Source organism: Ekhidna algicida, assembly GCF_051379705.1.
In the GTDB taxonomy this organism is placed as follows: domain Bacteria; phylum Bacteroidota; class Bacteroidia; order Cytophagales; family Cyclobacteriaceae; genus Ekhidna.
Genome location: NZ_CP179868.1, coordinates 3,009,487 through 3,033,139 on the forward strand (window position 1 = coordinate 3,009,487; position 23,653 = coordinate 3,033,139).

Here is a 23,653-nt window from a genome sequence, read left to right on the forward strand (position 1 = left end):
GCATCGATGAATGTCAGTTTTTAAAGGAAGAAATATTGCAATCCTTGGTGGATCAGGCACGCTTGGTAGAGCTTTGGTAAAGGAATTAGCCAAAGCGGAGGAAGATATAAGGAAGGTGATCATTTATTCCAGGGATGAAATTAAGCAACTTGAAATGATGGATGATTTTCCTATGGAAAGGTTCCCATTTCTTGAATTCATGCTTGGCGACGTAAGAGACCAGGAGCGTTTGGATGAGGTATTGGAAGGAGTGGATTATGTGATCCATGCTGCAGCATTGAAACATGTAGTAATGGCAGAAAAAAACCCTGATGAATGCTGGAAGACAAATGTGCTGGGGACAGAAAATGTGGTTAAGTCCTCGAAAAAAAATGGAATAAGCAAAGTCGTGCTTATCTCCACTGATAAAGCTGTGAGTCCTATAGGTGTATATGGTAGGTCAAAAGCGGAGGCAGAACGAATTTTTGCAGAAGCCAATGATTCATTCAATACCTATCAGATTGTAAGGTTAGGGAATATTATCGGTGCGCGTGGTTCAGTTTTTGAGGCTTTCGAACGTCAAAAAAAGACGGGTACAATAAAAGTGACTCATCCGGATGCCACACGTTTTTTTATTTCACAAACCGAAGCGGCACAATTTATTTTGGCTTCGCTTACTTCCGAAGATCAAGGTCCATTTATACCAGATATGAAGACGCATAAAATTTTGGATTTAGCTAAAGAAATTGCACCTGAATGCGAAATTGAAATTATAGGTTTAAGACCTGGGGATAAGCTACATGAAGAGATCAAGGCAGGTGCATCTAGCGAGACCATATTACCACTTTGATTAGTTTATTCAACAACTCATATTATATCATTACCCAATCATTAAAGATTAGTTTGTGAAAAAAATTCTCGGCATATCCGCTTTCTATCATGACTCAGCAGCGGCATTAGTAATAGGAGGGGAGGTTGTAGCAGCAGCTCAAGAGGAGAGATTCACAAGAGAAAAACATACCCCGGATTTTCCTATTCAATCAATCAAATATTGTCTCAATGAATGCGGGCTTGAGATTGACGAATTAGATGCTGTGGTTTTTTATGATAAGCCGTTGTTAAAATTCGAGCGATTGTTAGAAACCTATTATGCTTTCGCACCAAAAGGTTTGATTTCTTTTTTAAAAGCAATTCCAGTTTGGTTAAAAGAAAAAATTTTCCTGAAAAAACAAATTTATGATGGTCTGAAAGAAGTAGGAGCCTATGACAAGAAAAATTTAAAACTTCTTTTTTCGGAACACCATCTTTCTCATGCAGCAAGCGCGTTTCACCCGTCACCTTTTGAAGAAGCAGCCATTCTGACAATTGATGGAGTTGGAGAATGGAGTACAGCTACCATAGGTATCGGAAGCAATAGGGGTGTCAAAATCCTGAAGAATTTAAACTTTCCACATTCTGTGGGTTTACTCTACTCCGCTTTCACCTATTATTTAGGGTTTACCGTTAACTCAGGTGAATATAAGCTGATGGGGTTAGCACCTTATGGCAATCCAGATTCAGATCAAGTGGATCAATTCATGGAAATCATCAAAGAAAACCTGGTAAGCATAAAACAAGACGGTTCAATATGGCTAAACCAGAAGTACTTTAAGTATGCTACTGGTTTGAAAATGACCAATAACAATAAATGGAAAAAGCTATTTGGATTTGAACGACGAAATGAAGAAGCCGAATTAGAGCAGCATCATTGTAATTTGGCCTTGGCAATACAGCAAGTAACCGAGGAGATTGTCCTTTTGCTGGCAAAAGAAGCCAAAAGACTGACGAATTCGAATAATTTATGCATGGCAGGAGGCGTGGCGTTGAATTGTGTCGCCAATGGCAAACTAATAAAAGAGGGAATTTTTGATGAAGTATACATTCAACCAGCATCAGGGGACGCCGGTGGATCTTTGGGTGCAGCCTTTGCAGTGAGTAACATGTATTTTGAGGAATCTAGATTCAGGGTGGAAAAAACGGATGCAATGAAAGGGTCATATCTAGGGCCGGATTACTCAAGCAAAGAGATTGCTCAGATGTGCAAGCGTGTAAAGGCCAATTACAAAAAGTATGAAGACTCCAGTGAGTTGGCGAGGGATGTGGCTACCAAAATTGGCGCGGGGAAAGTGGTTGGTTGGTTTCAAGGCAGGATGGAATTTGGTCCAAGAGCACTAGGAAATAGAAGCATTTTGGGTGATCCGAGAGTACCTGAAATGCAAAAGAAATTGAATCTTAAGATCAAATACAGGGAAGGATTCAGGCCATTTGCACCATCAGTCTTAGAAGAAGAATCAAGCAAGTATTTTGAGTTGGAAAATCCATCTCCCTACATGCTATTGGTAGCACCAGTACAGGAGGCTATAAGAAGAAAACTGCCGGATAATTATCATGAACTCCCACTTTGGGAGAGACTTTATCATGCAAGGAGCGAGATCCAGGCTGTCACTCACCTTGACTTTTCTGCCAGAATTCAAACGGTGAGTAAATCTACCAACCCACAATATTGGGGATTGATCAATGCATTTAGAGAAGCAACTGGATGTGGATTGTTGGTGAATACCAGTTTTAATGTAAGAGGTGAGCCTATTGTGTGTACTCCATATGATGCTTATCGCTGTTTCATGAGTACAGATATGGACTACTTGGTTGTCAATGAGTTTGTTTTTGATAAGACGAAACAGCCAAATTGGAAAGATAAAGACAAGTGGTTGGTTGAATTTAAGCTTGATTAGTTTTTATAATTTTGTGACCATTAAATGATATTATGGATTTTTTGAAGGACATATGGCTCTTTATGAAAGAGCGAAAAAAGTTTTGGTTAGCACCAATCATTATAGTCTTACTACTCTTGGGCGTCATTATCGTCTTTGGTGGTGGCAGTGCTTTGGCTCCTTTTATCTACACCTTATTCTAAATGCAGGGAATAAAAACTGAATATCACAAAACCGTTTTGGTGATCATTACGGGGTTTTTGATCATGTTCTGGCTCTGGGGGTATAATTGGTTACTTACCTCGGCGATTATGATTGGGGCGTTGAGCATTCTTTCCACTCGCTTTGCGAAGCTCATTGATTACTTATGGATGAAAATAGCGTGGGTATTAGGTTTGATCATGCCTAATGTTTTGCTTTCATTGGTCTTTTTTATTTTCCTCACTCCCATTGCCCTTATTTCCCGTATTTTCAGGAAACAGAATATGCTTATGCTCAAGGGCAATCAGACATCAACATTCGTTAGCAACAAAACAGAGTTTACAAAGGGAGATTTTGAAAAACCTTGGTAACTACAAATCGAAATTATGACTAAAGCCTCCGCTAAATCGATATGGAAAAAAATAGGCTATGTGTTTTATCTATTGATCTTCACGTTAATAGCGTTCGAGTTAATTGCTAGATTCTACCTTGGACAGGTTTTGCAAAAATCCTCAGATAAAAAATTCCAATTTAATTCATACCGAATCTTTGAGCATGTACCCGGATTTACAGAAGGTGATGAGAATGGAGAATGGATTAAAATCAACAAGCAGGGTTTTCGAGAGTCAGAGGATTATCCAAAGGAAAAGCCAAGCAATACATATAGAATATTTTTGTTGGGTGGATCAGCAGCACATGGCATATCTAGCGCAGCTCCGTATCCCATTCGTCACATCTATCCAGATGAAACAATCGATTCGTTTCTGGAAGGCATACTCAATGAAAGGTCAGATAGTTTAAATTATGAAATCATTAATGCAGCTGTTACAGGATATCAAGTATTTCAGCATACAGCCTATTTGCTTAGTGAACTACTAGATTATGATCCAGACATGATCATCTTTTTTGATGGTGCTAACGATCACTATGCCAACAATCCGGAGCATAATTTTTATATGGACAATCGCTATCAGTTTTGGAAAAATAGACTCCAAGAGCCTTCGATAGGTGGACAATTGGATTACTTCGCCTATTGGATGGCTGACTATAGCGCACTTTTCCGAGGCTATTTTGCCTGGAAGTTGCAACACGATGCGATCAGGAATAATACAAAAATAGACATGAAAAATACGATCAATAAGGTCGATAAAGAAACAGTAGTTGAAAATCATAAAAAAGCGGCAAATAAAGGGTATTTGAGATCTGTAAAAACGAATCTCATGATATTAGAGGCTAGTGGTGTTGATGCAATTGTGTGCCTTCAACCTATGCTAGTGCTTAGAGACGAGAATTTACTTTCAGGTGCTGAAACTTCATTTCTGCATGAAGATAAGAATGTCAAATGGCTCTACCCTGTTGTGAAAGAGGAGCTTGGCAATTTGATGGATGAATTTAAGGTAAACTTTGTTGACCTTAATCCGATATTCAACAATCCGGATTATAAGTCAAATCAGTTATTTATCGACTATTGCCATTTGAGCCCGGAAGGAGGCAAAGTGGTGGCAGATACATTAAGTGCTTATTTCAAATAGCAAATACCTATTTGCTTATTCTTTCTATTGCGGTTTTAATACCGTTCATGAAACGTTTTACCGCTCCTGAGGTTCCTTCAGTATTGACATAAATTGTATTGTGCTCTGATGCAATCTCATCCTCCGGCCTAGTTTGGGTATAATAGTATAAGGCCATAGATTTTCTGTTCATATCTGAAGGCGTATTTAAAGGTTTAGGATGGCCGTGAAATGAAATTTCATTGGTTTCGAATATGACACACCTATTAAATACCGGCGATATCTTCTCAAGCAGGTCTTTTTTCCCAGATCTAAGATCCCAAAGCTCGAGATGACCCTCATATTCGTCTTTCCAGTCCTTGTTCATATACACAAGGGTATTTAGCCTTCTGTGGTACTTGGTTTCTGGATGAATATTGTAATCAACGTGAACATTTAGAAATGCACCCTTGATCGACTGGTGCAGGCCTCCGCCAAAAAGATCTGGATCAGCGATGAGTTTTTCATTGAACCCAGTAACAGACTCGAGTAATTCTAAGAATCTAGGCGAATTAAGCTCATCAAATGCCTGCTTGATTTTAGGAGAATCTTCAAAGTCGGTTTTTTGAAATTTATTTTTTTGATCAACGTATGTTTTACCATCCCATACGCCATTTTTTATTGAAGGATATTCACTTAAGATCAATTCAGCTGACTCGATCGGGTAGAAATTATCAATGATTACATATCTAAAAGGTTTAGCATTTTGAAACTGCTCCTTTATTTTTGGTAATCTTTGGCTTAATAAATCGAAATCTAGTAATTGATTTTTTTCCTCCATGGCTCAATGCAATTTCTCAGTAATAGTTAGCAAAATAGATAAAACACGGCGATGGACATAAAGGATCTGATTATTACGCCCATTTATTTCATTGCGATAATTCTCATTGCCTACTTATTGAGTAGATTTTTTGTGGAAAAATCAGAAAAGAAAATATTTCTGCTAGCGCTTTCCTCCAGAATGATAGGAGCAATTGCCTTAGGAGTCGTCTATCAGTTTTATTATTCTTCGGGAGATACCTTCACCTATTGGCAACACGGTAGCTATTGGATATGGAAAGCCTTTCACGACAATCCTTTGGATGGACTTAGATTAATATTTGGAGACATCTCTTCGCAGGATTTATATCAATATGTAAGTAATATTTGGGTTTCGAGATCAGATTCTGGAATGTTTGTAGTTAGAGTGGCTGGTTTTTTTGACCTCCTGACAGGACATACATATTCAGCCACTGCATTATTTTTTGGTCTAATTGGTTTTAGTGGAAGCTGGAGTTTATATACAGTTCTAAAAAAGAGGTATCCCAATTCAGTTTTTTATCTGAGATTGTTCCTTTTGTTTTTACCCTCCGTGATCATTTGGGGCTCAGGCATAATGAAAGATACCTTGGCCTTCGCAGCGACCTGCTGGTGCATCAGTTTGTTTTTAAAACTCATTTCTGGTCGCCAAAATCGGCTTTTTAATCTGATTCTAATCATCCTGTGTACTTTAGTTATTAATGAAGTAAAGCCATATATACTCCTATCACTAATTCCATCTTTTTTCGTTTGGATTTATTTCAGATGGATACTTCCCATCAAAAATTTAGTGTTGAAGCTCTTAATTGCACCCATAATATTAATTTGTGTCCTTGCGCCCGCCTATTTTCTATCCAATCAGGTGGGTAATTATAACTCTAGGTATCAATTGGATAGCCTTGCAGAAAGGGCTAGAATTACAGCCAATGACATTAGGTATTGGACAGGAAAGGATGCCGGATCTGGCTATACAATAGGTGAACATGATGGTACCTGGGTTGGACTTTTGAGAATGGCTCCACAGGGAGTGATCGTATCAGTTTTCAGACCCTTTATTTGGGAAGTCAACAACCCATTGATGTTGCTTTCGGCGTTTGAATGTTTATTGATCACCTACTTCTTTATAAGCGCGAAGTATCGTCGTAATCTGAGGAATTTAACAAAAGATCCGTTTCTGGTATTTGCAGTTACATTTGTTCTCGTTTTTGCTTTTGCTGTTGGAGTGAGTACGTTCAATTTTGGAACTCTGGTTCGATATCGAATACCGATGTATCCGATGCTGGGAGCCATTATTGGATTTCTTAAATCTAAACCTTAGTAGCCTTTTTCCAATCTTCAAATTGGAGTCCTGTAATATTCTCTAGTTCCAAAATTGACTTAGCATAATAGTTATGTAGCACTTCTTGTGTACCAATTGGAATTTGGGAATCCGTATCTTTCTTTTTTTGATCATTTAGATTGTATATGTAATTCACAATCCTTTCTAAACGAGAAGGTCCTATTAGTTTTCTCAAGAGCGGAATAAGACCCAGGTTGTTTTTTCCAATCCAATTAAAGATGCTACCCATCATTTGAATCTTGGGTTTTTTTGATACGTTATGCTTTTTGCTAAAATCTATTTCATTAGAAAAACTTAGTCCCAGCGATTCGAGTATTTCTATACATGTAGCTTCAGGGTCTTCAGATAGGTTCTCGTATTTAATAATCCTCACATTCTTCTTCGGGAATACAGTTAGTATAATCTTTAATTGATCCACATAATATCCCGGCCATAAGTAGAATCTATAGAAATGATCTTCTTTGTCATTTCTTTTTATTACGTCCTCTATATCAGGAAAATCCCTTTTTTCCCAGCCTTTATAAACCCCCATTTGATAAGCAGAATATGCCCGCTCGACAGGGTTTCTCAGGATAAACACTATTTGACATTCCGAATTATGCTGATAAAGCCTCTTTAAAGCTCTTTGCTCCATATACATAGTAGCATACTTGGCAACTAACCGATCATAATTAGCTGATGTGTCAAAGGCCTTTTTGTATGCAGAGTCAAAGCCATTGTTATATTCTGCATCAGTCTGAAAAAATGAAAACTCTGGTTGTGGATGAGTTAAGATAGCGGGGTGTTCGCCCAAATAATTCTTCAGAGAGGTTGTAGCCGCTTTCTGGGCCCCCACTATCATTAGATCAATTTTGGTCATATAGTTGAATAGTATGCATGATGACTAAATTTAATTTGTTAATCTTGAATAAGAAATTAACCACCATTTATTCATTGCATGTTAGGAGAAACAGTAAGAAGAATCGTAAGAAATTTAACAGGACTTTCCGTTTATAAAAAGCAGCCAATAGGAGTTGATTGCCTGGAAGATATCATCTTTTATCTTGGTAAGTCTCACTTCAATATTTTATTTGATATTGGAGCTAACATTGGTCAAACAGCTAAGTCTTTGCGAAAGTATTTTCCGGAGGCGGCAATTTATTGCTTTGAGCCAATTGGGTCAACTTTCTTACAACTAAAAAAAAATATTTCAGACCCTAATTGCTTTCTATATAACGTAGGGATAGGTGAAAAGAATGGTGTTGCAAAGTTTTCCGATGCTTCCGACGGAAATGATTCTGCAATGTGGACATTGGCAAAAACCAATGACGGCAATGCTAATGTAGAAGTTCAGATACTTACACTTGATTCTTTTTGCAATGAAAATGAGATCAGTTCAATAGATTACATGAAAACAGATACGGAAGGATTTGAGATAGAAGTTTTGAAAGGCGCCAGCGGAATGTTAAGCGAGGGGAAGATAAAAGTATTGAATATTGAAGTAGGTATGAACTATAAAAATACGTACCACAATTCCTTTACAGATATTCAAAGCATTATGGAATCTCATGGATATGTGCTCTTTGGGATTTATGATCAAATTCATGAGTGGAAACTAAAAAAGCCTTATTTGAGAGTTTGCAATTGCGTATTCATTAATTCGAACTTCTTTTGAAACGCAGGCGTAATATGAAACCATAGTGGGCTTAAAAGAGAAGATTTATTGGTTAAAAGAGAAGATTGGGGCTGAAGGGTCATTCAAAAAAAACGCCTTGATGATTTTTTCATCTAAGGTGATTTCTCAGATAATATCTCTGATTTTCACGCCAATCCTGGCAAGAGTATTCCTTCCGGAGGAGTACGGCTATTTGACTATCTTCATGTTATTTGTGAACATATTCATCAGTCTAGGATCTCTAGGATATCAGGAAGCATTAGCGATTGCCAAGGAGAAGAAAGAATTTTACAAACTATTTTGGTTGGCACTGTTCCTCTTCACTATAATTTCCATTCCATACCTTTTTACATTTAGATGGATTATTGGCTATCTGGATGCTGTTGTAATCTCAGGAAATCTGGTTTTTGTCATTTGGATCGGGTTAATGATTTTTTCAATTGCCACATTGGTAAATAAATGGAGTGTCCTGGAAAATGATTTTAAAATTCAAGCCAAAAATGGATTAATAGGAACAATCATTTCCAAGATTACCTCCCTAATCTTGGGCCTAAAAGGGATATCGCTTGGGCTGGTTTTTGGAGAGATTTCGTTGAATGTCGTGATGTTCACAGCCTACCTAAGAAAATACCTTGTCAAAGAGCGCATTATTCTCTTCCAGGCAATGTCTTTGAAAAACTTAGTGGAGGTAGCGAGAAAATATTCTACATATGTCACTTATTACCCACTATTAAACCTAATCCAGCGCTTGTCGGCACAAGTTATTTTAATAGCCATAATCAGCTTCTACGATGTGAGTGCTCTTGGAAATTACTCGATGGCCATTGGGTTAGTCGCTATCCCGATTAATCTCCTTGCAAATTCGCTCTATCCGGTATTCCTCCAGAAGTTCAACAGTATGGAACGGAATGAACTTACTCAGTTTTTAGAAAAAACAACCAGACTTGTTTTGCTGTCGCTTACCATTCCAGCGGTTTTGTCATTATTGATCACTCCATCACTTTTACCCATTATTCTAGGAGAAAATTGGGAACTATCAGGCAAAATAGCCGCCATACTTTCCATTTATATTGGACATGAGATTCTGGGTGTTTCTATGAATAGCTTGTTGCATTCCATGGATCTAAAAAGGCTATTATTCGGGTTCAATTTGATAAGAATTGCAATGGTTGTATTAGGCCTTTTGCTTGGGTTTCTTTTTGGAAACGAAATAACTGCAATGATTCTTGGTTCGAGTTTGGGGATACTCATCTTTAACTTGGGCAAAATTCACTATATACTACGCCGCTTTGATAGCACAGGGAAATTACTAAACTTTGTTTCTTTCGCTACAATCATAATCTGTCTCATAATTACCATAAATATTTCAAATTGAAAATAACTATAGTCGCCGGTGCAAGGCCGAATTTTATGAAAATCGCACCAATTATTCATGCGATTAGAAAGAGCAATAAGATCGAATTCAAGCTGATTCATACGGGGCAGCATTATGACAGCAAATTGAGCGGCAGTTTTTTCGAAGATTTAAATATTCCGAATCCAGATGTTAATCTCGGTGTTGGTAGTGGGACTCAAGCTGAGCAGACAGCCAAAATCATGGTTTCTTTTGAGAAAGAGCTAGAGTCAAATCCTGCTGACTATGTGCTCGTGGTAGGAGATGTAAACTCAACATTGGCCTGTGCAATTGTCGCTAAAAAGTTAAAGGTGAAAGTTATTCATGTAGAAGCAGGCTTAAGATCTTTCGATCATGAGATGCCAGAAGAAATCAATCGAATGGTAGTGGATTCCATTTCAGATGTCCTATTTACAACCACAACGGACGCCTCACGCCAACTGATTTCGGAAGGTCATCACGCTGACTCAGTTCACTTTGTTGGTAATGTTATGATTGACTCGATCGTTAACAATTCTGAAAAGTTTAAGAAACCGACATTTGATGTTTCGCAACCATATTTTGTAATCACCCTGCACAGACCATCAAACGTTGATGAGCCAAGCCGTATTCTGAAATATTTAGAAATTATTTCAGAATCAATAGATGGCAAGGCAGTTGCATATTTCCCTATGCATCCTCGAACCAAGAGCAAACTTGATATTGAATCGATTTCAAAACAAATAATAATATGCGACCCCTTGCCATATCATGAATTCATGAATTTGGTAAAGGAATCAACAGGTGTTATTACAGATTCTGGGGGTATTCAAGAAGAGACAACATTTCTAGGTGTCCCTTGTCTTACTTTAAGAGACAATACTGAACGTCCGGAAACTATAAGTATTGGAACAAACGAACTTATTGGCCAGGATATGGATCGGCTAATATCGGCAATTGATGAAGTCTTGAAAGGCGCTTGGAAAAGGGGGGGAATTCCAGAAAAATGGGACGGTAATGCTGCCGAGCGGATAGTTGCTATTATAGAATCATTCGATTCATGAAAATTCAGAACAGAAATATAGCAGTAACCTCCAATGAACCCTGGGGTGATATATGGTACTCTAAGCAGAATTATGCCTTCGAGCTATCTAGGAACAATAGAGTGATCTTTATTAATCCACCCACTAAGTGGAGGTTGACAAATTTGTTTGATAGCAAAGTAGTGATCAATAAAGTGAGTGACCAATTGAGCACTCTGGATTATGGAAATTGGATCCCGACAAGATGGAAGTTGACTAATTTTTTGAACAATCTGGTTGTAAGTAGACGAATAAAAAAAGTTCTTAAAAACAATGAATTTGAGAAGTTTATCTTCTGGGCTTTTGATCCGACCCGACTATACGATCCTCAGATTTTGGGTGCAGATGTAAGTGTCTACCATTGTGTGGACTACTATTATTTTCAGTATTACGGAGAGAAGCAATTGTGCAGAAAATCTGATTACCTATTCGCTACCTCACAGCTTTTTTTAGATGAATTCAATGAGTTTGAAAAGCCCAAGCATGTGGTTCCTCATGGAATATCCCAAGATGAGTTTGAATTGGATCCCACTCGCGAAAAGGAACTTAATATATCACATTCCAGCTTTGGACTCTATTTAGGTGTAATAGACCATAGAATGGATTTTGAGTTTTATGAGCAAGTCATTCAAAAATTTCCGGAACAGTTATTCGTTTTTGTAGGCCCTGTCAGAGAGACCAATAATGAAGCTTTTGATCGCATATTCAAAGAGCAGAAGTATGAAAATGTAATACTCACAGGCCCAGTGCATTTCAAGGACCTCAAGTATTATATCTCAAAGGCGTCCTTTTGTATGTCTTTTATGAATATGAACTACCATGCGAATACAGTGCATCATCACAAAACACTGGTGTACCTTGCTCAGGGAAAGCCTGTATTTAGTTTTGAGTTTGAGGAATACAAAAAGAATAAAGACATTATGTATTTGTCAAACGATTACGATGAACTGATTAACGAACTCTCCAGCTTTCTTAAGTCCGGAGAAACCCAAAACGTGAAAGATCAACGTATATCATATGCGAAAAAATATACCTTTCAGAGTATATTAGATCAGGCAGGCAGTATATTATTAAGCTGATGATTTCAGTAATTATTCCCGCATACAATGCCGTTAACTTTCTAAAGCAGACAGTTAAGTCCGTTATAAATCAAACGTATAAAGATTGGGAACTCATTATAGTAAATGATGGATCAAAGGACGGCACCTTAGGTTTGTCAAATGAGCTTGCTTCAGAAGACACTCGTATCAGGGTGGTTGATCAACAGAATGGAGGGGTGTCATCAGCTAGAAATACAGGGATCAAGGACGCTAAAGGAAAGTATTTATCGTTTCTGGATGCTGATGACTGTTGGCACGAGAACTTCTTGATCCGTTGTTTTGAAAAACTTGATGGCTCTCACTTGGGACTTGTTTACTCCGACCTGCTGATAATCGATGAAAAGGGGAACCGTACCGGAGAGATTAAGAAAGGAAAAGAAGGATGGCTATTGGATGACTTGCTAGCATGGAAGGAGCATATTATCTCACCACCCAGCGGCATACTAGTTAAAAGAGAACTCATTGAGACCATTGGTGCATTTGATGAACAATTATCTAATAATGCAGACCAGGATTTTTACATTCGCAGCGCAGCAGAATTTGAAATTGGGAAGGTTGAAGAGCCAATGCTTCTTTATAGAATTCATTCCAATAACATGCACGGCAATATAAAAGTTATGGAGACTGATACAATCAAGGTATTTAAAAAAGCTAAGGAGTCGCAGTTGTTCAAATCCGAAAGGTTTATGAAATCATGTTTTTCCAATATGTATTTAATATTGGCTAAAAGCTACTTAGGCCATGAAAAGAACATTGGGAAATTCGTTGTTTTTGCTTTTAAGTCTTTCATCAATTCTCCACAGATATTTTTTAAACGATTGATGAAACGATGATTCAAAAACTCAAATATCTTTTAAGATCAATTCTCCACAGTTTTCAGGAGAAGACCTGCCCATATTGTGGCAATAAGAAATTTAAGAGAATTGATAGGAAGTATCTTTTTACACAATTGCTCAAATGTGATAATTGCTCGCTAAATCATCGTCATCCAAAAGACGATCCTAATTGGTTAAAAAAATTCTATCAAAAAGAATACTATATCGATACTCACATGATGACCAAACTCCCTGAAGCACAAAATCTCCAGGAGTTAAAGGAGCAGAATTTTTCAAATCTTAAGGACTATGATAGATTCATAAAACCTTTGAAAAAGGAATCATGCAAAGTCATCGATTATGGATGTAGCTGGGGATACAATGTTTTCAAGTTGAGAAACTCTGGTCATGATGCAATTGGATTTGAGCTTTCAAAGCCTCGCGCCACGTTTGGGAGCCAGAACTTGGGAGTACAAATATTTACCAATCAAAATGATCTCCAGGGTGAGATGGATCTTGTTTTTAGCTCTCACGTAATTGAGCACCTAACGGATATCAAATCCTTTGTAAGCTTATCCCGGGAATTACTCAATCAAGACGGGTTATTTATGGCGTTTTGTCCAAATGGGAGCGAAGAATACCGGAGAAGAGAGCCAAACATCTGGCACGTAAACTGGGGATTTTTACATCCCAATTTTTTGAATATAGAATTTGCTCGCTTCCTATTTAAAAATAACCCTTACTTAATTCTAACAGGTGATTGGGATTACGATGTGAAAATCCTAAATGATTGGGATCAAAAAAGTCAAGTTGTTGGAAATGCTGATGGAAAAGAGTTGCTAATAATCGCAAAACCCAATATTGAACTTTGATTAATGGCTCTTAGAAAGACAATAATTATTCCGTGCTATCAAAGCCTTAAAGATCCGATTTGTGAAGGATTATGGCTTCAGTATTTGATCGATATTAATGTCAGAGCCAAGTCAAGGTATCATTTCATTTTGATAACGCTTGAACAGGATGTATACAAACTTTCTCCTGAAGAAATTAAAAAGGAAAAGATACAATTATCAGAAAAAGGAATTGATTGGAGGCCAATTAGCTATAGAACAGGAGGTGTCTTTTTTCTCTTAAGTAAACTGCTGATGGTTCTTTCGGCTGGTTTAATTTTTTTATCAATCTCATACAAGTATAAGATCCGTGCAATTTTGGGATTTGCCTCGCTTTCCGGTTCAATTGCCGCGATTTGGGCTACGATTCTAAGAAAAAAACTGATCGTTTATTGCTACGAACCACATAGTCTTTATCAAGTAGATTTTAAGATTTGGAAGTCTGATTCTTTACGCTTTAAGGTCTTAAACTACTTTGAAAAGTACCAGGTAAGGAAGGCATCTCACCTTATTGTACCTACCAGGTATACCAAAAAGCTAGTTGAAGATTGGGGAGCGACATGTCCCATTGATATTATGCCAGTAAGTGTCGATGAAGAAAAATTTTCAATCGATTCGGTAGCCAGAAATAAAATCAGGACAAAATATAACATTTCAGAGCGTGAAACTGCGATTTTGTACCTAGGCAAATTTGATGGAATTTATTACTCAGCTGAAGAGGTTGTGACATTCTTTTCACACCTTTATAGTGCATCTGGCAATTATCATTTTTTAGTGATTACTCCGAATGATTTAGCCGACTTAAAAATTTTGTTTGAAAAGTCGAGCATATCTGAAGGTAATTATACACTCATATCAAGCATTCCCTATAATGAAATTAATCAGTATGTCTGTGCAGCAGATATTGGCTTGCTAGCGGTTCCATCATTGCCTTCCCAGAAGTATAGAACACCAATCAAGACAGCAAACTATCTACTATGTGGATTACCGTATATTGTTAACTCAGGTGTCTCAGAAGATGATATTGTTGCCAATAAATATAAAGTTGGCGTGGTTTTGGAAGACCTTGAAAAGGAATCAGCCAATTTGGTACACGAAAAACTATTGACCTTGATGGCAGTCAATAAAGAAGAATTGCAAAATAGATGCAGAGAAGTAGGATTGAACCTTCGAAAGCTTTCAAATACATCTGATTTGCTAAGCTCAGTTTTGACTAAAATCACTAGTTGAATATACTCAGAGAATCGGTGGTTTCGACTTTATAATAGAAGCATTGACCTTTTATTGGTTCAAGTGCAGATAGGAATTTGATTTCGTCTGATAGAATGGATAATAAGAGTGGGTGGATTTTTGGTCGAAAAAGCTTACAGAAACGCTCAATTCTCATCAATTTGGCGTTAGATAAAATGTACTATCTACTCGACTAATCAAAAGTGTAACGAATTGGAAACCAGTAATTTTGCTGATAATGAACTTGAAGCAGTCATCAAGTAGTTGGAAATTATTTATTGGTATCCTCATACCGTTAATCCTCTATTCTTCAGTAAGAGGGCAATCCGCGGATTTTACCGTTCCGGATCAAATTTGTCTGACAGAGACACTGCCTATTGAGGACCTTACCAACTTGCTAACAGATTACCGATGGGACTTTTGTCATGAAGACCTTCTAAACATTGATCAAGTTGGGGATATTAGCACTATTACAGGAGCTAGTTCAGTTCAAAGTTTTCGTCTGGTCTATGATAGCGGTCTTTGGTATGGGTTTGCCGGAAGCAGGCTTACAGATGAGATTTTCAGAATAGAATATGGGACCTCATTATTGGAAGAAACCCCGAATATTGTGAGTATTGGTGATTTAGGTGAAAGCTCACTCCGACCCAATGCAATCGATTTTGCGAAAGAATCAGACATATGGTATGGTTTCTTTGCCAATCAAAATGGAGATATAATCAAAGTGACATTTGATGATGGTCTTGGAGCAGCAACTTTTTCTACTGACAACCTTGGAGACCTGAGTAGCTGGCTTTTTATCTACGATTTGGATTTGGAATACGACGATGATAATTCGCGATGGATTATGTCTGTTGCTGATGCAAATGGAGATAAAATTTCAATGGTTGATTTGGGTAGCTCATTAGCAACGGCTACCGGCAATACAATTGTTGATATAGGTACTTTAGAAGCAGATATAACCAATACAAGGGGAATTGATCTGATAAAAACGAATTCAGGATGGTATGAGCTGATTGCAGATGTTGGTTCTGATAAAATTATTCTAGCATCGTTTGGGAATAATCTCTTAGCAGAGCCATCTTACTCCACGTTGCTTAATGTGACAAACCCGACCAAAGTGAGGGTTTACAAGGAAGGTTTAGTCTATGTTGCATATGCACTCACCTCATCAGGCCTACATCGTCTGAATTTTGGGAATGATCTTACAATCCTTAATAGTGATGAATCTTTAGGCACGTTTAGCAATACTTTTTCCGCAAATAATATAGCTCTGGATTTTGCGAAATTTACACCTACTTGGGTTGGGTTCTCTGTGAATAATGTTAATAATAACCTATCTAGAATAACCTTTTCTAGTGATTGTAGCTCCACAATGACATTGGATGATAGCTCAGAAGGATCACCAGCAATCCAATACACAGCTGATGGAGATTATATTGTTGAATTGACAGGCTATGATCAGTACGGAAATTCGTTTGTTCATGAGGATACAATTACAGTACTTAATCAAACTGCCCCATCAATTTCATTCACTTCCGATAACGTCTGTGTGAACTCACTCGTGACATTCTCACCTTCCAATACAGGACTAACTACTTATGAATGGGATTTCAATGGCAATGACATAATCGATGTGACAGATATGACAGGAGCAGATCAATCATTTGATTACTCTGGACTAGGCACTGGAACCTACACGGTTCGCTTAGATGTTTCAGATGGCACGTGTAATAATTTTTTCGAACAAGAAATTACAATCTACGACCCACCACCTTCACCATCATACACCTATTCATCAGCTCAAACCTGCATCAATGCGGATTTTACCTTTACCAACACAACAAGTGATGGAGCCTATACTGGCCCATTAGCTTATCTGTGGGAGTTTATTGACGAGCCATCAGGTATGGTAGTAGCAACTGCAAACACAAAAGATGCGGTCTACGCATTCGAAACGGAAGGACAGAAAACCGTTCGCCTCACATCTAGTATTCCAGGATGTATTGAAATAACAGAGCAAACTTTAATGATCACCCCGGGTCCTACAGCCAATTTCTTTGCGGCTTCTGTTTGTCAAAATGAAGCAATGCAGTTTACCAATACAAGCACTGACGCAATATCATATAGTTGGGATTTTGGAGATGGGTTTATGTCAACGGCTACCAACCCTAGTCATATATTTACTGGAGCAGGAAATTTCTTTGTTGCACTTACAGCAACAGATGCTGAAGGATGTGATGACACAGAGGTCATAGAGGTAGCTGTTTCAGATAGCCCACAAATCAACTTTGATTTCGATATTCCATGCACCTCTACAAACGGGACACAATTTTTTGACCTGACTACTGTAGACAATGCAGATCTGGTATCCTGGACGTGGTATTTAGATGATGTTGAGGTTTCCACCGAACAAAGCCCACAAATTGTTTTTGAAAGTACAGGAGTGAAAAATATTCGTCTGGATGTTACAAGTTCGAATGGATGTGAGTCCTCTTATAGCGAGGATATTGAAGTATTAGAATCACCTATTCCCGATTTTGCTATTACGCTGGGTTGTCAGGGAGAAGCTTCATCATTTATAGATAACACCAGTTCAACGGGTAATCCAATTGTTTCTTGGTTGTGGACAGTAGATGGTGTGAACTATGGCACGCAGGACATAGAACACACATTTTTAGACGCTGGAAATTATGATGTTACACTGGAAGTAACAGGACAGAATTTCTGCGCTGAAACCATCACTAAGTCCATTGAAATTATTGAACTACCTACCGTTGATTTTAGTATCGAAGGAGAGTGTGATAACCAACTGATCCAAGCATCAGATCAATCTACAAGCTCGGCTGATCCGGTAGTGGCAAGAAGGTGGATGCTCGATGGTGAAAATGTTGGCAATGGCTCTCAAGTTATTTTGGCAGATTTGTCAGACAATACGTACGACTTAACACTTGAATTAGAAACACAGAGCGGATGTATCATTAGTGCTTCACAATCTTTGGTAATCAATAATGCTCCAGAATCCTCATTTACCAGTTCAAGGACTTTCGGAATCCCAGGTGATCAGCTAACATTCACGAACACCTCCACAGGCGGAGTATCCTATCAATGGTTGCTAAATGGAGAGCCTATTAGCACCAATCCGAATTCAGAACTTATTACATTTTCGGAAGCTGGAGGTTATGATGTTAGCTTGGTTACTCAAAATAGCCTGAGTTGCAACGACACCGTAAGTCAGCAAATTTTAATTGCCATTCCAGAGGTTGATTTGGCGATAGGAAGCTTTGAGTTGGTAAGTGAGAACAACATTGGAAGAATATTTTTGGAAGTTCAAAACCTCAGCAATTTGCCCGTTGAAATTATCGATGCACAGATCGTGCTGGAAAACACCTTTGCGATTACTGAACAAATTGTGGGGTTTATTGATGTGGGTGCCACTAGCCTAGTGAGCCTCAATGTTGGCATCCCTTTGACTGTTTCTGAACCAGCTTATTTCTGTGTCAAGCTATCCTCACAATATGTGGACTATCAGGATCTTGAGCCGGTAAACAATGAAAAGTGTCTTACAATTGATCCAGTTATCAAAGTAGAAGACCCTTTCCCCAATCCGGTTACAAATCAATTCAGACTTAAATTAATTGTAAATGAAAGCGGTACAGCCAATCTTTCGCTAATCAATTCGGCAGGCAAGGTGCAAATAAGAAAAGTCGAAAATGTTTCAGAAGGACTCAATAACTTCTTTATCGACATGAGCCTGCTTGATCCCGGGATCTATTATGTGCTAGTAGACATTCAAGGTACCATACATAGAAAAAAAGTCATTAAACTTTAATTTGACTCCCTCGTTAGGGTCTATTGTCAATTAATTGTTAATGGTTTGTAGTTTATTTGAATGGTCATCAAAATTTTTATTAATCGTATTAACTTTGTGACAAATAAAATTCTGTCATTGGATGAGTGATAGGAAATTACAACCAAGAATGAATATTTAGCCATGTGGACTTCCGCCTCAATGGAATAAACGACCACAGAAATCCCAAACACACATGAAGATACAATCATCGCGTATTAAACTAGACAAGATCGACCGCAAGATTCTTGACATTTTACAAGCAAATGCAAAAATCACTAATGCTCAACTTTCAAAAGACATAGGACTCTCACCAGCTCCTACATTGGAGCGAGTGAAAAAGCTGGAGACTTCCGGCATTATCAAAAGCTACCATGCAAAACTAGATACCGATAAAGTTGGGTTGGGAGTACACACTTTCGTTCAGGTTTCCTTGAAAGGACACAATAAGAAGAACATCGACGCATTCATCAATGAAATTAATTCGATTCCAGAAGTGATCGAGTGTCACCACATCACTGGATCGGGCGACTTCATTCTGAAAATCATTTCTAGTGACATACAGTCGTATCAAAAATTGATGCTGGAAAAAGTATCAGAAATTGAGGTAGTTGATGGCTTGCAATCAATGATAATACTATCTACTTTCAAGGACAGCAAAGTAATGCCTGTACCTGAAAATGAGTAATAATCAAATTCTTTCTCAAGCCAAGGTTGATCAAATCATCCGCAGGATTGCCTATCAGATTTATGAGAACAACATGAAAGAAGATGTTGTACTCGTAGGGGTTGATTCTGGAGGACGAAAGCTCGCTGATCAGATAAATGAGACATTGGCAGAAATAGCCGGCAAAAAATCAATTTGCCACACCATTTCACTCGATAAGGAAAACCCATTAAATAAGGATATTATCATAGATGGTGATGTCTCTGATCTCAATAAGAAGACTGTTATTTTGTGTGATGACGTACTTAATAGCGGGAGAACTTTAGCTTATAGCCTGACTAAGCTGCTGACCTTAAAGGTTAAAAAAGTAGAGACTGCAGTTCTGGTTTTAAGGACTCACGGGAGGTTTCCAATATATGCGAACTACAAAGGCTACGAGCTTTCTACCACCATAAAAGAGCATGTAGAAGTACGACTCGGGGATGGAGTTTACCTACTATAAAAAACCCCAACAATTTCTTGTCGGGGTTTCGCTATTAGCAACCAAAAATCACCTTATCTACTAACGCTGCCTGTCGGGAACGAACCAGACGCATTATTATCTATACTATGAACACCTGTAAGTGTAGCAGGGATCATTCCCGCTAATGGCTTCAGTGTAAAGGGAGCCTCACTATTGTCGGGATCCGGCTCAATGGAAATTACAACTGTTTTACCCCTCAAATCAGTTGGGAAAGTCAATCCGCTTGGCGCATTGTTGAGAAAATCTTCCCCAGGGTAACTCGGGCCCGCATTTGTTCCGCTAAATGGTGAAGACTCATCTGAAGCTCCGGCATCCGTAAATGTACCTGTAGTCAACGGCGTGCCGTCAATGACAACCCAACCTTCATATTTCCATCCAGCTTCAAGTGCCGGAAGGTCCAGACCAGCAACAGCAGAGCCAGAACTGTTATCAAGAAACCAAATACCACTAAATTCTTCTTCAGTAGCTCCAGTTCCTGTCGGTGCAGCTATGATGTATTTGCCTGTGGATCCCTCGAAATTTGAACCCACCGTAGAGGTACCCAGACTAGCTGAGTTACCATCAAATGCTCCGGCCAGAATTTTTGTAGCTGCTGGGGCAGGATCTGAATCTGGCACTGGCTCTATAGATAGTTTCCAAATATCAAGTGTTGGGTGAAGAGCGAAAGGTGCATAATACAACCATACAGTTGATCAGTGCACCAAATGAGGGAAGTACCTTCATTTTTCACCTTCCTAAATATCAGGTATCTGGCACCTAATAGTCCTTGTATAGATTTGGCTTTTTAGTGAGCATTTGCAGACTCATGTCTACCAAATCTCCCATGCATTCGCAAGAAAGAAACCCTTCATCTTCATAAAATTCCGCTAATTCTTTCCTCAGTTTTTTGATGTTTTCAGGCTTTGATAGATGGTCTTCCTTCATGGCGGAAAGCAGATCATCCACACGCTTCTTTTCCACTTTTAATCGGTTGGCGATGTTTGATCGTTCTTCTCGCTGATATTGCCGCACGGTTTCTGGAGTCATGTGCTTCAAACCTATCTTAATGATGGGGTTATTCTGGGTGTAGTATTGTGGCAGATAGATTGCTCGTCTCCCTTCATAGGATTGCTGATCAAAATCGATTGCCCTCAGTCGATACTCCACATCTTCAAAATCAGGCGTGATATCCACTACAAAGTTGCTGCTATGCATATCGCCGAGGAGGCGTACAAAGCAACGTTCGTTAAACTTCACAAATTCTTTGGCCAAACGAATTTCATTCAGGTTTGCACTTCCCAGGTACCGCTTGATAAACAGTTCCGCAGGCACGCCAACAATGTGTTCTTCTATGAGCGTTTCTTTATTAACTACATAACTTATTTTATTTGGAGATAATAGGTGTTCTAGCTCAAGACCATAGATTCTGGAAGCATCTGCATTCTTGATATAGAAATAATCAAAGTTGTCGTTTATCTGATTTACTACCCTAACTCTAAAGGGTTGAGTATTGCCATAGGCGCATAAATCTACCCTGTCAATAATCAGGTGATCCATCACCGACAGATCTCCATCTGCCTTCATGATGGCGTAAACTTTTTTCAAGGAAGCATTGATATGATTCATGTCCCCTTGAGGGAAGAATACGGTTTCCCACAGTGTATCATTACCTGACTTGTCATACAGAGGGATGGAATTGTCATAGCGAAGTAAATCGCCATAATAGATCGGCAAGTCCATCTCTCGATCATATTTTTTGATGTAAGTGCGAAGTGCCCTACTTATCGGAAAAATTTCTTTTTTCTTACTAATAATTGCCATGAGAAAACAAGCTAGTCAAGATACTTCACACCGAAGCGTCCGATGGTGGGTTCGATTGGTGCTGGAATTGTTTCGCTATTAATCATTTCCAGTAAATCTATTTCAATGTTTCTGGTTATAGTAGTGATTGGCGTATCAGCTGCGCGTCCTTCGAATGGGTCCTCGGTGATAGCACCGGACTTTTCTAAAATGGTAAATACAAACGAAATCGCAATTGACATAGGAATAGCGCTCCAACTCATATCGCTCACAAGCGAAAAGGGCAGGCAGGTCACAAAAAGCCATAAAAAAACACCCGTAAAATAGTTGTAGTAATAAGGGAAGATTGTGCCTTTGATACGTTCAGCCATGCCCTGAAGGCTATAAAACTCTTTGATGATGTTGGCCAGTTCCATGTGACGAAAATCTTCAATGATATTTTCATTATAGGCATCCTGAAGTCTCTCGCTTTGTCGGTGCAACAATTGGGTCGGCTTATTATGCACTTTTCTAATTCGTTCAATTTCCTTTTTCGGAAGGTATTTTTCCAAATCATCCCAATGATTCTGCTTTCGCAAATGCATGATTAATGCATAGAGCCAGCCAATATGTCTTGTGATGAGCTCTTTTCTCCACGTAATTACCGCTTTTTCCTTCACTTTTTCATCTGAAAAGTGTGTAGATGAAAAGGTGCATATCATCACTCCAAAAGTGCGACTTGCATTGACAATTCCTCCCCATACTTTTCTGGCTTCCCACCATCGATCATAGGCGCTGTTGTTTCTAAAACCAAGAAATATGGCCAAAGCGCCACCAAGAATGGTTACAGGAACAACGGGTAGGGTCACCGGCTCAAAATCAAATATTTCACCGAATTCATACTGAAATACAGCAATGATGGAAATGATCGTAAATAAGAATATGTTTTTTCGATTGTAGAACGCGATCCCAAAGACTTGCTTGAAAGGATTGTCAGAATATTTTAATATCATCTTATGTCAACATTTCGAGAAACCTCTTAGCGGAAGTTTCACACCAGTTTCTAAATTTATCACCCACATCATTATGCTGTGGAAGATAATTCAACAAAACTTCCAGATCAAAAATTTCACTGGACACTCCAGCACCAGCTTTTTTTGCATCCAAAGCGTTACAGGCCTGTTCATAATGACCTTTCACGGGTACCATTAAAATTGGTTTGCCCATGTACATGGCTTCACATACAGACTCAAACCCGGCTGTGGTTAAGTAGCCTCTGCAGCTTGCCATCATTTGTATAAACTTATCATCATCGAGTCTATGAAAGGTAAGTGTCTCATCTGCTTTCAATTCATTCGGTTCATCTTTTTTGTCCCAAAAACAATGAATGGGTATTTCTGGATGCTTTGCATGAAAAGCCTTAACATCGGATGAATAACCGTGATTGACCATGTACACTAGAAAATGATCGCCGAGAGAGGGCTTAATAGTCTTGGCTTTTTCTCTTAAGAGTGGAGGTACTACAAATAGTTTTTTGCCGGGCTCGTCGGCCATAGGCTGAAAGGATAGCCCAAGAATTTTATCGGCGCCATAGGCTGCCAATCTATTACCGACTAGCAAGGACGACTTATCGTAAAAGCGTCCTTTCGGAAATTCAAATGTGGAATGGTTGAGTAGGAATTGATGCGCCAGTGCAACGTGCTTGACTTTGGGTCTCTTGAGCATGAAATACAAACCACTCAGAAAATCATAGAAATTGATGATAACGTCGGGTTTTTCTTTTTTAACTATGGTATCAATCTGGTTAACACTTTTGACGAAAGTTCGATACTTTCTCAAATTCGTTGTGAGCGTCTTGAATACGTTAACAGATCGAGCATTTTTGTCTGTGACGAAATTGGGACTTTCTAGCTGCGAAACCGGGCTTTCAATTTGATCTATGAAGAACTTTGGCAACTCTCGATTCTTACTTTTACCAACAATCACATGAGTAATGTCATGTCCATTTTCTTTTAAGATTTGGAATAATGAAATGGCCTGGGTCATGTGCCCGCGTCCCTCTCCCTGAACAATGAAAATATATTTCAAATTGAGC

The 23,653-nt window shown here is 38.6% G+C and carries 22 protein-coding genes; 16 read left to right on the forward strand and 6 right to left on the reverse strand.

The annotated features are described in order from the left end of the window. Window positions 1-10: 10 nt before the first annotated feature. From ACL8WY_RS13305 to ACL8WY_RS13325, 5 genes are all read left to right on the forward strand, one after another. Window positions 11-829 carry a polysaccharide biosynthesis protein gene (locus tag ACL8WY_RS13305; RefSeq protein WP_436515251.1) on the forward strand — a complete coding sequence of 273 codons (819 nt, stop codon included), beginning with the start codon at window positions 11-13 and terminating at the stop codon, window positions 827-829. 55 nt (window positions 830-884) lie between these two features. Beyond that, on the forward strand, window positions 885-2,750 hold the full coding sequence (locus ACL8WY_RS13310; protein WP_436515252.1) for a carbamoyltransferase family protein: 1,866 nt from the start codon (window positions 885-887) through the stop codon (window positions 2,748-2,750). A gap of 62 nt (window positions 2,751-2,812) precedes the next feature. Then, a complete protein-coding gene (locus ACL8WY_RS13315; protein WP_436518060.1) occupies window positions 2,813-2,932 on the forward strand; it encodes a DUF5989 family protein in 120 nt (39 codons plus the stop codon). After that, entirely contained in the window at window positions 2,933-3,301 is a 369-nt protein-coding gene (locus tag ACL8WY_RS13320) for a hypothetical protein (RefSeq protein WP_436515253.1), read from the forward strand. It begins immediately after the preceding gene. A 15-nt stretch (window positions 3,302-3,316) separates the two neighbouring features. Then, a complete protein-coding gene (locus ACL8WY_RS13325; RefSeq protein WP_436515254.1) occupies window positions 3,317-4,462 on the forward strand; it encodes an SGNH/GDSL hydrolase family protein in 1,146 nt (381 codons plus the stop codon). A gap of 7 nt (window positions 4,463-4,469) precedes the next feature. Here the strand turns inward: ACL8WY_RS13325 and ACL8WY_RS13330 are convergent, their stop codons facing one another. Further along, window positions 4,470-5,261: a 2OG-Fe(II) oxygenase gene (locus tag ACL8WY_RS13330; protein ID WP_436515255.1), complete on the reverse strand. Its 792-nt coding sequence runs from the start codon at window positions 5,259-5,261 to the stop codon at window positions 4,470-4,472. Between the two features lie 51 nt (window positions 5,262-5,312). On the opposite strand from ACL8WY_RS13330, the gene ACL8WY_RS13335 reads away from it, so the two are divergent. Continuing rightward, window positions 5,313-6,596, forward strand: a complete 1,284-nt coding sequence (locus tag ACL8WY_RS13335) for a hypothetical protein (protein ID WP_436515256.1) — start codon at window positions 5,313-5,315, stop codon at window positions 6,594-6,596. On the opposite strand, the gene ACL8WY_RS13340 is transcribed toward ACL8WY_RS13335, so the two are convergent. Beyond that, window positions 6,586-7,458, reverse strand: coding sequence for a sulfotransferase family protein (locus ACL8WY_RS13340; protein ID WP_436515257.1), 873 nt, complete (start codon window positions 7,456-7,458; stop codon window positions 6,586-6,588). The two genes, ACL8WY_RS13335 and ACL8WY_RS13340, sit on opposite strands and share 11 nt — an antisense overlap. 96 nt (window positions 7,459-7,554) lie before the next feature. Here ACL8WY_RS13340 and ACL8WY_RS13345 point away from each other — a divergent pair, with 96 nt between their 5' ends. From ACL8WY_RS13345 to ACL8WY_RS13390, 10 genes are all read left to right on the forward strand, one after another. After that, window positions 7,555-8,271, forward strand: a complete 717-nt coding sequence (locus tag ACL8WY_RS13345; protein WP_436515258.1) for an FkbM family methyltransferase — start codon at window positions 7,555-7,557, stop codon at window positions 8,269-8,271. A gap of 100 nt (window positions 8,272-8,371) precedes the next feature. Then, a complete protein-coding gene (locus ACL8WY_RS13350) occupies window positions 8,372-9,646 on the forward strand; it encodes an oligosaccharide flippase family protein (protein ID WP_436515259.1) in 1,275 nt (424 codons plus the stop codon). A gap of 35 nt (window positions 9,647-9,681) precedes the next feature. Then, on the forward strand, window positions 9,682-10,707 hold the full coding sequence (gene wecB, locus ACL8WY_RS13355; RefSeq protein ID WP_436515260.1) for a non-hydrolyzing UDP-N-acetylglucosamine 2-epimerase: 1,026 nt from the start codon (window positions 9,682-9,684) through the stop codon (window positions 10,705-10,707). After that, complete coding sequence (locus ACL8WY_RS13360; RefSeq protein ID WP_436515261.1) at window positions 10,704-11,804, forward strand: hypothetical protein; 1,101 nt, start codon at window positions 10,704-10,706, stop codon at window positions 11,802-11,804. Before wecB ends, ACL8WY_RS13360 begins: the two co-directional genes overlap by 4 nt. Beyond that, window positions 11,804-12,658, forward strand: a complete 855-nt coding sequence (locus ACL8WY_RS13365; protein WP_436515262.1) for a glycosyltransferase family 2 protein — start codon at window positions 11,804-11,806, stop codon at window positions 12,656-12,658. Before ACL8WY_RS13360 ends, ACL8WY_RS13365 begins: the two co-directional genes overlap by 1 nt. Window positions 12,659-12,876: 218 nt before the next feature. Next, window positions 12,877-13,512 carry a class I SAM-dependent methyltransferase gene (locus ACL8WY_RS13370; protein WP_436515263.1) on the forward strand — a complete coding sequence of 212 codons (636 nt, stop codon included), beginning with the start codon at window positions 12,877-12,879 and terminating at the stop codon, window positions 13,510-13,512. Between the two features lie 3 nt (window positions 13,513-13,515). Next, entirely contained in the window at window positions 13,516-14,760 is a 1,245-nt protein-coding gene (locus ACL8WY_RS13375; RefSeq protein WP_436515264.1) for a hypothetical protein, read from the forward strand. Window positions 14,761-14,998: 238 nt separating this feature from the next. Next, window positions 14,999-18,592, forward strand: coding sequence for a PKD domain-containing protein (locus ACL8WY_RS13380; protein WP_436515265.1), 3,594 nt, complete (start codon window positions 14,999-15,001; stop codon window positions 18,590-18,592). A gap of 214 nt (window positions 18,593-18,806) precedes the next feature. Next, complete coding sequence (locus tag ACL8WY_RS13385; RefSeq protein ID WP_436515266.1) at window positions 18,807-19,298, forward strand: Lrp/AsnC family transcriptional regulator; 492 nt, start codon at window positions 18,807-18,809, stop codon at window positions 19,296-19,298. Then, window positions 19,291-19,779, forward strand: a complete 489-nt coding sequence (locus ACL8WY_RS13390) for a phosphoribosyltransferase family protein (protein ID WP_436515267.1) — start codon at window positions 19,291-19,293, stop codon at window positions 19,777-19,779. The genes ACL8WY_RS13385 and ACL8WY_RS13390 overlap by 8 nt, the downstream gene beginning before the upstream one ends. Before the next feature lie 53 nt (window positions 19,780-19,832). Here the strand turns inward: ACL8WY_RS13390 and ACL8WY_RS13395 are convergent, their stop codons facing one another. From ACL8WY_RS13395 to ACL8WY_RS13410, 4 genes are all read right to left on the reverse strand, one after another. Then, window positions 19,833-20,480: a hypothetical protein gene (locus tag ACL8WY_RS13395; protein WP_436515268.1), complete on the reverse strand. Its 648-nt coding sequence runs from the start codon at window positions 20,478-20,480 to the stop codon at window positions 19,833-19,835. Between the two features lie 76 nt (window positions 20,481-20,556). Beyond that, window positions 20,557-21,600: a hypothetical protein gene (locus ACL8WY_RS13400; RefSeq protein ID WP_436515269.1), complete on the reverse strand. Its 1,044-nt coding sequence runs from the start codon at window positions 21,598-21,600 to the stop codon at window positions 20,557-20,559. A gap of 11 nt (window positions 21,601-21,611) precedes the next feature. Continuing rightward, window positions 21,612-22,571 carry a bestrophin family protein gene (locus tag ACL8WY_RS13405; RefSeq protein ID WP_436515270.1) on the reverse strand — a complete coding sequence of 320 codons (960 nt, stop codon included), beginning with the start codon at window positions 22,569-22,571 and terminating at the stop codon, window positions 21,612-21,614. 1 nt (window position 22,572) lies between these two features. After that, complete coding sequence (locus tag ACL8WY_RS13410) at window positions 22,573-23,646, reverse strand: glycosyltransferase family protein (protein ID WP_436515271.1); 1,074 nt, start codon at window positions 23,644-23,646, stop codon at window positions 22,573-22,575. Between the last annotated feature and the right edge of the window lie 7 nt (window positions 23,647-23,653).

What these genes read in the sequence shown, in the direction of transcription:
- ACL8WY_RS13305 (WP_436515251.1), top strand. Translation starts at nt 11, where the DNA reads ATGTCAGTTTTTAAAGGAAGAAATATTGCAATCCTTGGTGGATCAGGC.
- ACL8WY_RS13315 (WP_436518060.1), top strand. Translation starts at nt 2,813, where the DNA reads ATGAAAGAGCGAAAAAAGTTTTGGTTAGCACCAATCATTATAGTCTTA.
- ACL8WY_RS13320 (WP_436515253.1), top strand. Translation starts at nt 2,933, where the DNA reads ATGCAGGGAATAAAAACTGAATATCACAAAACCGTTTTGGTGATCATT.
- ACL8WY_RS13325 (WP_436515254.1), top strand. Translation starts at nt 3,317, where the DNA reads ATGACTAAAGCCTCCGCTAAATCGATATGGAAAAAAATAGGCTATGTG.
- ACL8WY_RS13330 (WP_436515255.1), bottom strand. Translation starts at nt 5,261, where the DNA reads ATGGAGGAAAAAAATCAATTACTAGATTTCGATTTATTAAGCCAAAGA.
- ACL8WY_RS13335 (WP_436515256.1), top strand. Translation starts at nt 5,313, where the DNA reads ATGGACATAAAGGATCTGATTATTACGCCCATTTATTTCATTGCGATA.
- ACL8WY_RS13340 (WP_436515257.1), bottom strand. Translation starts at nt 7,458, where the DNA reads ATGATAGTGGGGGCCCAGAAAGCGGCTACAACCTCTCTGAAGAATTAT.
- ACL8WY_RS13345 (WP_436515258.1), top strand. Translation starts at nt 7,555, where the DNA reads ATGTTAGGAGAAACAGTAAGAAGAATCGTAAGAAATTTAACAGGACTT.
- ACL8WY_RS13350 (WP_436515259.1), top strand. Translation starts at nt 8,372, where the DNA reads ATGATTTTTTCATCTAAGGTGATTTCTCAGATAATATCTCTGATTTTC.
- wecB (WP_436515260.1), top strand. Translation starts at nt 9,682, where the DNA reads ATGAAAATCGCACCAATTATTCATGCGATTAGAAAGAGCAATAAGATC.
- ACL8WY_RS13360 (WP_436515261.1), top strand. Translation starts at nt 10,704, where the DNA reads ATGAAAATTCAGAACAGAAATATAGCAGTAACCTCCAATGAACCCTGG.
- ACL8WY_RS13365 (WP_436515262.1), top strand. Translation starts at nt 11,804, where the DNA reads ATGATTTCAGTAATTATTCCCGCATACAATGCCGTTAACTTTCTAAAG.
- ACL8WY_RS13370 (WP_436515263.1), top strand. Translation starts at nt 12,877, where the DNA reads ATGATGACCAAACTCCCTGAAGCACAAAATCTCCAGGAGTTAAAGGAG.
- ACL8WY_RS13375 (WP_436515264.1), top strand. Translation starts at nt 13,516, where the DNA reads ATGGCTCTTAGAAAGACAATAATTATTCCGTGCTATCAAAGCCTTAAA.
- ACL8WY_RS13380 (WP_436515265.1), top strand. Translation starts at nt 14,999, where the DNA reads ATGAACTTGAAGCAGTCATCAAGTAGTTGGAAATTATTTATTGGTATC.
- ACL8WY_RS13385 (WP_436515266.1), top strand. Translation starts at nt 18,807, where the DNA reads ATGAAGATACAATCATCGCGTATTAAACTAGACAAGATCGACCGCAAG.
- ACL8WY_RS13390 (WP_436515267.1), top strand. Translation starts at nt 19,291, where the DNA reads ATGAGTAATAATCAAATTCTTTCTCAAGCCAAGGTTGATCAAATCATC.
- ACL8WY_RS13400 (WP_436515269.1), bottom strand. Translation starts at nt 21,600, where the DNA reads ATGGCAATTATTAGTAAGAAAAAAGAAATTTTTCCGATAAGTAGGGCA.
- ACL8WY_RS13405 (WP_436515270.1), bottom strand. Translation starts at nt 22,571, where the DNA reads ATGATATTAAAATATTCTGACAATCCTTTCAAGCAAGTCTTTGGGATC.